Genomic DNA, 1,975 nt, shown 5'->3' on the forward strand with positions numbered 1-1,975 from the left:
GGTTTGCAGGTTCGCAATGGACGAAAGACTATGCCTTGAAAACTATTCAATATGCTGTTTCAGTCGGTGCAAAAATATTTATCTTACAATTGATTGCAGGTTTTGGACTTACTTTTCTCCAAGAGTGGGCTACGGGCTTTAATGTTGAAGACAATGTAAGTTTGGTGGGTATGATTGGCTGTAGTGTGGTACTGCTGGCATTAACCAAAATTGTGCCTGATATGCTCCAAGGTGTGATTAACGGTTCATCTATTGGAAGTGGTGCTGCTTTAACTTCTGCCCTACGTGCTGTGGCTGCTGCGACAGCTGGCGCTGCTGCTGGTGCAGCTGGTGCGTCTATGGCTACAAAAGGCGCTGGAGCGTTGGCAAGTGAACAGCTTAAAACGGCTCAAGCAACTGGCACAGGCCCATCGAGTGCAATGGGTAAAGCTGGTTTTATGGCTGGTAATATGGCCATGAATATGAGTTCTGCTTTAAAAAGTGACCTTGGTAGTCGTTTAAGTGGTTCTACGACTGGTGGACGTATGGCTGGCTCGATGATGAATAAAGCAAACGAGCTACGGTCAAAACGATCTAAAAGCAATCAGGATGAAAACACTATCTCATAGGGCGAGACAGATTTTTTCTGATTATTCGCATTTGTTTAGTTGTTGTTTTATACGCTCAATCCTTGTAATAAGACCATCCACACAACTTTGATGACGTTCATAAAGTGGGTGGTCTTTATTCTGCCAGTTATCCAATATTTCTTTGGCTTCGATGTACTCTTGTTCTAGTTTGTATAGTTGACCTTTCAGTCCAAAATTATCTTTATTCCAGATAGCTAATAGCTCGGTTTCACTTAGTTTTGATAAATCAGTCATTAGTAATACTCCCATTTAACCTTTAAAATCTGTTTCTGTTCGCAATGCCTTGAATATGCGTTTTGCCGTTTCTTCTCGCACACTGGACGGGTCACGTAAAATATTGGCAATCCATATTGCAAATGCTTGATAGTCCTTATTCCCTGCTAGGTCGCTGATACTGTGGACTTTAGACAATACTGAGCTATAAGTATTTATCTGACTGTCTGACAAGTTGCAGAACATATCAACCGTGCTTGGATCTCGTTCATGGTTGATTGTTTTAGGCTTGGATTTCTGTTTAAAGCTGAATGAAAACCCAATGATTGAACGTCCTCGCTTATGTTGCTCGTATTCTGCCTTAATGTCGGTATGGTCGTTAATTTGTTGAATATCAGGCTCTAATACTCGTCTTTTAAACGATTCCATCCGTTGATGCTCTGTGTCCAATACACCAAGTCTTGACCTCAATTCCTTAGTTTCAAGCATTGATACTTTCCCAGTGCTACGCCATGCAATTAGTAGTTCATATAAACGTATGGCATAGGCACTCGTTAGGCTACTTACCTGCTCCAGTTCATAACTGGTGAAATGCTTCTCTAGGTTGGTGATCAGTGGCACAACATCATCTGAAAACCTGATACGGACAAGGGCTTCATTTTCAACATAGGACACACGCTGTACCCATCGGCTCATAACATTCTCAAGATTGCCTTTAGCCGTTAATTTTTGGTAACTAAAGCGACGCTCAAACAAGTTTTTGCAAGCATCCTTTAAGACTTTGTAGGCGGTGTTTCTATGGACATTGAAATGGTTAATGTAGCTTTCTGCATGGATAGTTAAATCACGGTCACTAGGGATATTAGACTCCCTCGCCTCCAGTATTGCTAAAAGGATTAGGCGTTGTTCTGCAAGGTCTAAATTATAACTGGCATTGATCAGCGCATTATCCTTAACGACTAGGTCTTTTTTCATACATAGCAACTTATTCGAATTTTGTTGTTATAGCAACATTATATAACAATGTTGTAATATGCAAGATAAACGTTGCTATATTGCAAGATAAACGTTGCTATATTGCAAGATAAACGTTGCTATATTGCAAGATAAACGTTGCTATATAAAGTCTGAAA

General features: G+C 40.4%; 2 protein-coding genes. One reads left to right on the plus strand and one right to left on the minus strand.

Features of this window, described 5'->3' with window-relative positions; translation table 11 throughout:
• On the plus strand, nt 1-608 hold a 608-nt coding region (locus ACFW1I_RS38315), incomplete at its 5' end, for a type IV secretion system protein (protein WP_384678792.1).
• 270 nt (nt 609-878) lie between these two features.
• On the opposite strand, the gene repM is transcribed toward ACFW1I_RS38315, so the two are convergent.
• Nucleotides 879-1,817, minus strand: a complete 939-nt coding sequence (gene repM / locus ACFW1I_RS38320) for a replication initiation protein RepM (RefSeq protein WP_382934207.1) — start codon at nt 1,815-1,817, stop codon at nt 879-881.
• Nucleotides 1,818-1,975 lie beyond the last annotated feature (158 nt).

Origin of the sequence: Streptomyces sp. NPDC058955 (genome assembly GCF_042741435.1) — a bacterium.
Classification (GTDB): domain Bacteria; phylum Actinomycetota; class Actinomycetes; order Streptomycetales; family Streptomycetaceae; genus Streptomyces.

Bases quoted from the DNA above. Each gene is read 5' to 3' on its own strand.
- repM (WP_382934207.1), bottom strand. From the start codon at position 1,817: ATGAAAAAAGACCTAGTCGTTAAGGATAATGCGCTGATCAATGCCAGT.